The organism is Bacillota bacterium (assembly GCA_012842395.1).
Classification (GTDB): domain Bacteria; phylum Bacillota; class SHA-98; order UBA4971; family UBA4971; genus UBA6256.
The window spans coordinates 220,061-227,463 of the sequence record DUSX01000004.1; the positions used below are offsets into that span (position 1 = coordinate 220,061).

The following is a 7,403-nucleotide window of genomic DNA, read 5'->3' on the forward strand; positions in this document are numbered from 1 at the left end:
ATCAGGCACGCGCCCGCGCATCGCCCATCCCCGCGCCGCCGCGCAACTCGGCGATCAGCCAAACCCCAGACAAAAAAGGGCCGCTCCGACGTGCAAGCCCGTCAGGGCGGCCCGAAGGTGGCCAGCATACTCGAGGCCATCGCCCGGCGCAGCCTATGAGGAGGCTCCCGCCCGCGTCGCGGCAACGAAAGAAAACGAACAGACAAAAAAGCGATGGCCCACGAACGATCCTCAGCCTATGCTTCCTTTTTTCTCTTCTCCTCCTCGATTTTTATGACCTCGCGCCCGTCGTAATAGCCGCACTCAGGACACACACGGTGAGGCATCCTCAGTGCATGACACTTGGGGCATTTGACGAGCGTGGGCCCATCGATCTTCCACGTCGCCCGGCGCTTCCTCGTTCTCGACTTTCCGAACTTACCTTTGGGATTGGCCATTTCCGCTCCACTCCTGTCACGAAAGGTTGATGCCTGTAACTCAGTCTTTATCCGATCTTCGGTCTATCTTTGTGCGAAGACCTAGATCGGCCAGGGCCGCCAGACGGACATCGTACGATGTCACGGGACAATCGCACGGCCCCTCGTTGAGGTTCTTGCCGCACGACGGGCAGAGCCCCTTGCACTCATCCGCGCACACGAGCTTCATCGGCATGGCAAGGGAAAGGCTCTCCCTCACATCTGGTCCGATGTCGACGACGTCCCCTTGATACTCGCGTACATCATCCCCTCGGCCCTCGCCAGCCGGGGAACGGGAAGACTGCCCGCCCTCGGGTCCCCTCACGTATTGCCGCTCAAAGTCGGAGATGATCTCGAGCTCAAACGGTGTGAGACACCGGTCGCACGTGGCCCGGACACGGGCCTTCGCCTTTCCCTGGACCAAGAGGGTGCCGTGGCCCGTGTTCGTAACGCGCACATGCACCTCGGCGGGCTCGGAGAGCTCAAGCTCCCTGCCGGCAGCGCCCACGCTGCCAACCGCCCCGCGCAAGTCGGCCTCGATGGCCGCACCCTTGATATCCCTGATCGTCGAGACGTCGACGCGCACGGTGAACATGCCTCCGCACAACAAGACAAATTATAAGCCAGGGTCCCCCTGGCGTCAAGAAAAACCCCCGGAAGGCCGAGAGGCCTGGCCACCAAGTATGGCGCCATGTTTTCGTCTCCTCTGTTCAAGGCTCCAGGGTTGCCGGCGCTTGGACGACGCGGCGTGAAGAATTCGGCTATCTTAAGCGCCGAATTCGAACGAGGCGCGCGACATACTTAGTCGCCCGCCGCGGCATCCTGGACACACGCCTGGTGAGCGCGATCGACCTTGCCGGAGTTGTGAAGCCGGCTGCCCGCGAAATGAATGCAAAAGTGCCCAGGGAATCCGTTGCCGCGGATAGTTTCGCCACCGTGAGGCATTCCGTTCATGGAGGCGGCGATCCGCCTACCCGACAGCTCAACGATTATGGGCCTTCGGTCCCAGCTCCACGCGCCGCCGAACGCCCTCTTCATGACCGCAGTGTCTTCCGACGTCACGGGCTCAACATCGGCGTGGAGATGGCCACCACGCCTCTTCACGCGAAACGAAAGGCCCGTGCGAACGTCCACGACCGTGGCATACGAGCGAAACAGGCCGTTCACCTTGTCCCATTGAAGAAGCTCGACGGGTCCGCGCCCGCCTCTCGACGGGACCTGCGCCGAGCCCGGGATCTGCAGCTCCTGGCCCGGCTTTACCAGGGACGGGTCGCTGATGCTGTTGGCTCGCACGATGTCCTGCACACTGACGCCGAATTTCCTGGCTATGGACCACAGGCTGTCGCCCGGAGCGACGACGTACGTCTTCGCCCGCGCCTTGCGGAGCTCCGCCTCCAGGCGCTCTCGCGTCAACGTGCCCACCATGCCGTCTGCGGGGAGCCCGCACTCGCGCTGGAAAGCTTTGACCGCACGAACCGTGCGGTCGCCGAAGATCCCGTCCACTTCGCCGGTATAGAACCCAAGGTTCGCGAGACCCTGTTGGAGCCAGGCAACATCATCGCCCCTCATGCCAGCCCTGAGCAAGCCGGAAGGAGCACCCGTCGCGGCCTCAGCGGCAAGCGTACACGGCGCGCACACGATCAACCCTGCAAGCGCAGCCAACGCAGCAACTGCGAGCGCGCGTCCGAGCGTATCCAGCCTCAAGGCACCCGCCCCCTGTCGTGTGCGCACCCCGCGGCATCCCGCGAACCGAGCGATGCCGCGTCCTTGCCAGGAGGCATCACCAGATGCGCCAGGTCGCCAGCGCTGCGCCGTCTCTTCCATTCAGATCGTACTTGTATTATTCTCCAACAGTGCCATTTCCCCTCCTTGCAATCTTATCCAGTGCGTGCAGAGCCTCGTCGATGTCTCGCACGGGGATTACCTCCAGGCGTGTCGCGGCCTCCCTCGCTGCCCGTGCGTTTTCAGCGGGCACGAGGAAGTAGCGCGCCCCCGCACGCTCGGCGGCTGCCACCTTTTGCTTGACCCCGCCGACCGGGCCCACGGTCCCGTCCAGACTGATAGTGCCGGTTCCCGCGATGGTCTGGCCTGCCGTGAGGTCTCTCGGGTCAAGCTGGTCCAAGATCTCGAGGGTGAACATGAGCCCCGCCGAAGATCCCTTGATCTCGTGGGGGTTGATGGTGATCTCCACAGGTAGATCCTCAGTGACGCTCGGGCTCACAAGCACTCCAACCGCCGCCTGGGTGCGGTCCTCGGGGTGCGGAACCGTGGGGACTGTGAAATCCAGCGTCCGGCCTCCTCTCAATATGGTGAGATCAACCGGCGTTCCCGGGTGCCGCGCACCGATCCTTTTGACGACCTCCTCAGCGGTCCCCACAGGCTGCCCGTCCACGGCGAGGATCACGTCGCCTTCCTCGAGCAACCCCTGTGCCGGGCTGTCCTTTAACACCTCCTCGATGCGCACCACTGTTTCCACGTGGACCTCGTACCCGAGCTTTCGAAGGGCCACCGCCCCGGCCACCACCTCACTCTCGCGCATCATGCCCTCCATGATCTTTAGGTACTTGTTCGTGTCCATGCCGCGAGGGATCTCCTGGCTTCTCGGCACGAGATCCACCACGGGGGACACCGCAGCCGCAACGCACGACGCGAGGCTCGCCGGGCGGCTCGTCACTGCAGTGAGAAGGAAGTCCCCCTTCGCATCGCGGACCCCTCCCTCGACCCTGACCATCGTCGCCAGGCTCTCGGCCGGGCCCGGGCTGATGACAACGTAGTTTCGTGCAAGGTAGGCCTGGCTCGTGCCCGCGAGAAGGACGATTCCGATGACCATACCCCAGCGCCGCCCACGCGCTAACACACCGGTGCCCCCTCCAACCTCTTCTGTATGCCCGCGAGCGCTGCCCGCGCAGCCGTCCTTCCCCGCTCGATGATCTCCGCTGCTCGATCAAGTCTCGTTGGGCCGATGTCCGACAGGTCCGGCGCGATCACCACATCAGCCTCGATTATCCGCTGGCGGAGTATGGCGAGTTGCATGAGCTCCACGGCGGTCGTGATGACCTCGAACACGTTGGTCACCGGTTCCCTCCTGCGCCTGTCAGGAACTCCCGCCACGTTGCCTCCTGCGGACACGGCGATGACGAAGTCGGCGCCCATCCGCCGCGTCAACCCAGCCGGGACCCTGTCCAGGACCGCGCCGTCCACAAGCAAGCGACCCCCGACCCTCACCGGCGCCACGATGCCCGGCACCGCTATGCTCGCGCGGATGGCCAGCGCCACCTCGCCTTCGGTCAGGAGGACTTCCTCACCTGTCTCTATGTCAACAGCGGTCGCGCCGAAAGGAAACGGAAGGTCTGCGAACGACATCCCTCGGGTCAGGACCCTCAGAAACTCGTGGATTCTGTCTCCCGCGATGAGCCCCATGCGGGGAAAGCAGAAGTCCACGAGGTGATCCCATTTGATGCGTGTCGCAAGGCGCTCCATCATGCCGAGGTCGCGGCATGCAGCATAGACGCCGCCTACGAGCGCACCCGCGCTCGACCCGACTATCACGTCGACGGGCACACCGTGCTCCTCTAAGACCTGCAGGACACCTATGTGGGCAAGCCCTCGCGCCGACCCCGCGCCGAGGGCCAAGCCGATCTTCGGCCGAGGGCTTCCGGTGAGTGCCATCCGACCACCCCACAGAATAGGTTTACTAAGCGGGCAAAGCCCATATTCCGCTGGCCTAGGGTTTAGGTAGGGCCTTTCAGGCCTACCGAAAACGCCGCCGTCGGCGCGACCGGGCGGCCCTGACGGGGTCGCTGCCCTTTGCTTTGGCCGCGGCTTAAGGAAGGGACGCGGCGCTTTAGCATAGCACTTGCCCACTCTCAATATACATATAGGGACAACCGGAGAACAACGCGGCGTGTATCGGGAGCTTGGCTCGGTTACGCCGCGAGAGGTCGCGGAGGTAAGCACGCCATGAGTGGTCGAACCCCCACAAGCCGGCGGGCAGTGTATCTCGTAGCCGCGTGCGCTCTTTTCGTCAGCGCGGCCATACTCCTTTACCCTCACGTCGCATTTGAGGCTTCGGTGCAGGGCCTGCGAGTCTGGTGGCAGATCGTTTTCCCGGCGCTGCTTCCGTTCTTTGTCGCAGCCGAGGTGCTCATGGCGCTCGGCGTCGTCCACTTTCTCGGCGTGCTCCTCGAGCCGCTCATGAGGCCGCTGTTCGACGTGCCGGGGGTGGGAGCCTTTGCGCTGGCAATGGGGCTTACAGGGGGTTATCCAATCGGGGCTCGCATCACCGCGAACCTCAGAAAGCAGAACCTGTGTAACCAGATTGAAGGAGAGCGTCTGGTAAGTTTTACCAACACGGCCGACCCGCTTTTCATGGCCGGCGCAGTAGCGGTAGGCATGTTCGGTGTGCCGTCCCTCGGCCTCACCATCTGCGCAGCTCACTACATTTCCGCGGTCATCGTTGGGGTACTCCTGCGTTTCCACGGGGGACCCCAGCCCCGTCGCGTCCCGCCCCAGGGCAAACGGGAGAACATCCTCTCAAGGGCGCTCGCCGAATTGTACCGCGCAAGGCAGGCCGACGGCAGACCTTTCGGGCAGGTTTTTGGTGACACGGTGAGGGATTCGGTGAACAGCATGCTTCTCGTGGGTGGATTCATAATCATGTTCTCGGTGATCATCCGTGTGCTCACGGTGGCCAAGGTGATAGAGCTGATAGCTGCGCCTATTTCATTCCTGCTGAGCCCGCTCGGGCTTGACCCCACCTTGGTACCAGCGTTCGTGAGCGGGTTTTTCGAGATCACCCTGGGCTCTGAGCTTGCTAGCAAAGCCGCCGCACCGCTCCTACACCGTGTCGTGGCGGTAAACGCCATCATCGCGTGGTCTGGCCTCTCGGTATTGGCCCAGGTCAGCACGATGTGCACCGGAACGGACATCCGAATGACGCCCTACGTAGTCACACGGATAGCCCAGGCCGCCATCAGCGGGATCCTCACGTTGGTTCTAATGAGCCCCGCGGGGCAGCGCCTCGCCCGAATGGTCACGCCCGCGTTCGTAGCGCGCCTGGCCTCCGGGCAGCCCTCGTTCCTTGCACGCCTGGGAGCCTCGTCGCTCGCGCTTGGACGCATATTGGCACTCATGATCGCTGCATCCCTCGTGGTCTGGTTCTTCAGAAGGACGCAGCTCATCGTGGTCCGCGTGAAGGCCAACCGGCCCTCTAGCTTTTCTTCTTCAGCTCCTCGACGCCGCGTCTGACGATCTTGAGGGTTTTCTGGAGATTGTCCTCCATTTTTAGAAGGGTTTGCGCTGCGTACTCGTCGGCGCCGCTCCTTATCTCGTTCGCCTGAGCTTTCGCTTCCTCGAGGATCCGCGCAGCTTCCGCCTCCGCGGCCTTGACGACCTCCTCTTGGGAAATAAGCGCCCTCAAGTGATCCTTCGCCGAGGTTTTCAGCCGTTCGGCCTCGGCGGCCGCCTCAGCGAGAATGCGATCCTTTTCGGCGAGAATCGCCTCGGCGCGCTTCACCTCGTCGGGCAGAGCGATTCGTATCTGGTCGAGCAGCTCCAGGATCTCGTACCTGTCGGCCAGCACCCTGTTGAGGAGCGGCACCTTCCGGGCTGTCTCGACGGTTTCCTCGAGTCTGTCCAAAAGGTCAACGATCTTGGTCTTGCCCACCACAGCTCCCCCTTGTCACGCCCGGCTCACCTTGCAGGGCGGAACTTCTCGGCAAGGCGGCGCGCCACGTGATCTGGGACGAAACCTCTCACGCACCCGCCGAACCGCGCTACTTCCTTAACCATGCTCGAGCTTAGAAAGGCGTACTCGTTAGCGGTCATCATGAAGACCGTTTCGATACCCCCTCCTATCTTGCGGTTTACGGAGGCCATCTGAAACTCGTACTCAAAGTCGGAAAGCGCCCGTAGACCCCGAACGATCACCTGGGCACCGTGCTTCCGTGCGAAGTCCACAAGCAGGCCGGAGAAGTGAGCGATCTCAACGTTCGGCAAGTGACCGAGAGCCGTCGCCAGCATCTCCGTGCGCTCGTCCACCGTAAAGAGCGCGTCTTTGGCCGGGTTCGTGAGCACTGCCACAACCAACCTGCCGAACACCTTCGAGGCGCGCTCCGCGATGTCGATGTGGCCGTTAGTGACCGGATCGAAACTTCCAGGATACACCGCCGTGACTACGTCAACCACCTCCATCGCCTGGTTCATAGAAGGACACCACGGTGTCGCCGAATCCTTCCTGCCTTACCAATCTTAGATTCGCGCAGAGATGAGGCATTTCCTGCCTCCGCTCGTGCCGCACCACCACAACCCCGCTCTCGTCCACGAGGCCGTGCCGGGCAACGAGTTCCAAGGCTACCGGAGCAAGGCCATGCCCATACGGCGGGTCTATGAACACGACATCGAACGGTGCCTCTCGACCGGCCAGTACTCGCACAGCCCATCTCACATCTGCGTGCATCACGTTCCCTAGCTCACCAAGGGAAGTGGCTTCCAGGTTCCGCCGTATGACGCCCACCATTCTCGAGTCACACTCGACGAACACAGCAGTGGCGGCTCCCCGGCTGAGCGCCTCTATGCCGAGCGCTCCGGTGCCCGCGAAGAGGTCCAGACACCTCGCCCCTGCAAGGCGCCACGCGAGGATGTCGAACACGGACGCCTTGACGCGGTCAGTGATAGGCCGGGTTTTCATTCTGGGTGCGGCGAAGAGGCGCCTGCCCTTAGCCTTGCCTGCAATCACTCGCATCGTCTATAGCGTCCCCTAAAAGGCCCGGGATATGGTGTGAATTACCAAGAAAGAAGTTGAATAAGAGCCTCATCCGCGCGCAAACTATGACCGAAAGAAGAGCCGAGGAAAACGGCACCTGGACGGTGCCGGGGTTCCAAAACCCTCCCCCATAAGCTCTTCCTCCGGTTTCTCCTCTCCCACGGGATGACGGTCGCAAGACCGTC

General features: G+C 62.7%; 9 protein-coding genes. 1 reads left to right on the forward strand and 8 read right to left on the reverse strand.

The genetic code is table 11. The annotated features are described in order from the left end of the window. Positions 1–236 precede the first annotated feature (236 nt). From rpmF to GX515_03230, 5 genes are all read right to left on the reverse strand, one after another. Positions 237–437: a 50S ribosomal protein L32 gene (gene rpmF, locus GX515_03210; protein ID HHY32025.1), complete on the reverse strand. Its 201-nt coding sequence runs from the start codon at positions 435–437 to the stop codon at positions 237–239. Positions 438–477: 40 nt separating this feature from the next. Further along, a complete protein-coding gene (locus GX515_03215; GenBank protein ID HHY32026.1) occupies positions 478–1,041 on the reverse strand; it encodes a DUF177 domain-containing protein in 564 nt (187 codons plus the stop codon). Between the two features lie 215 nt (positions 1,042–1,256). Continuing rightward, entirely contained in the window at positions 1,257–2,279 is a 1,023-nt protein-coding gene (locus GX515_03220; GenBank protein HHY32027.1) for a LysM peptidoglycan-binding domain-containing protein, read from the reverse strand. 16 nt (positions 2,280–2,295) lie between these two features. Next, positions 2,296–3,312 carry a PDZ domain-containing protein gene (locus tag GX515_03225; protein HHY32028.1) on the reverse strand — a complete coding sequence of 339 codons (1,017 nt, stop codon included), beginning with the start codon at positions 3,310–3,312 and terminating at the stop codon, positions 2,296–2,298. Further along, a complete protein-coding gene (locus GX515_03230; GenBank protein ID HHY32029.1) occupies positions 3,306–4,124 on the reverse strand; it encodes a patatin family protein in 819 nt (272 codons plus the stop codon). The genes GX515_03225 and GX515_03230 overlap by 7 nt, the downstream gene beginning before the upstream one ends. A 291-nt stretch (positions 4,125–4,415) precedes the next feature. Here GX515_03230 and ylbJ point away from each other — a divergent pair, with 291 nt between their 5' ends. Next, a complete protein-coding gene (gene ylbJ / locus GX515_03235) occupies positions 4,416–5,702 on the forward strand; it encodes a sporulation integral membrane protein YlbJ (GenBank protein ID HHY32030.1) in 1,287 nt (428 codons plus the stop codon). On the opposite strand, the gene GX515_03240 is transcribed toward ylbJ, so the two are convergent. Genes GX515_03240 through rsmD form a run of 3 tightly spaced genes read right to left on the reverse strand, consistent with a single transcriptional unit; the run spans position 5,665 to position 7,197 of the window. Further along, positions 5,665–6,120, reverse strand: coding sequence for an ATPase (locus tag GX515_03240; protein ID HHY32031.1), 456 nt, complete (start codon positions 6,118–6,120; stop codon positions 5,665–5,667). The two genes, ylbJ and GX515_03240, sit on opposite strands and share 38 nt — an antisense overlap. A gap of 26 nt (positions 6,121–6,146) precedes the next feature. Continuing rightward, on the reverse strand, positions 6,147–6,647 hold the full coding sequence (gene coaD / locus GX515_03245; protein HHY32032.1) for a pantetheine-phosphate adenylyltransferase: 501 nt from the start codon (positions 6,645–6,647) through the stop codon (positions 6,147–6,149). Beyond that, positions 6,634–7,197 carry a 16S rRNA (guanine(966)-N(2))-methyltransferase RsmD gene (gene rsmD, locus GX515_03250; protein ID HHY32033.1) on the reverse strand — a complete coding sequence of 188 codons (564 nt, stop codon included), beginning with the start codon at positions 7,195–7,197 and terminating at the stop codon, positions 6,634–6,636. Before rsmD ends, coaD begins: the two co-directional genes overlap by 14 nt. Positions 7,198–7,403 lie beyond the last annotated feature (206 nt).

Bases quoted from the DNA above. Each gene is read 5' to 3' on its own strand.
- GX515_03220 (HHY32027.1), bottom strand. From the start codon at position 2,279: ATGGAAGAGACGGCGCAGCGCTGGCGACCTGGCGCATCTGGTGATGCC.
- ylbJ (HHY32030.1), top strand. From the start codon at position 4,416: ATGAGTGGTCGAACCCCCACAAGCCGGCGGGCAGTGTATCTCGTAGCC.
- coaD (HHY32032.1), bottom strand. From the start codon at position 6,647: ATGGAGGTGGTTGACGTAGTCACGGCGGTGTATCCTGGAAGTTTCGAT.
- rpmF (HHY32025.1), bottom strand. From the start codon at position 437: ATGGCCAATCCCAAAGGTAAGTTCGGAAAGTCGAGAACGAGGAAGCGC.
- GX515_03230 (HHY32029.1), bottom strand. From the start codon at position 4,124: ATGGCACTCACCGGAAGCCCTCGGCCGAAGATCGGCTTGGCCCTCGGC.
- rsmD (HHY32033.1), bottom strand. From the start codon at position 7,197: ATGCGAGTGATTGCAGGCAAGGCTAAGGGCAGGCGCCTCTTCGCCGCA.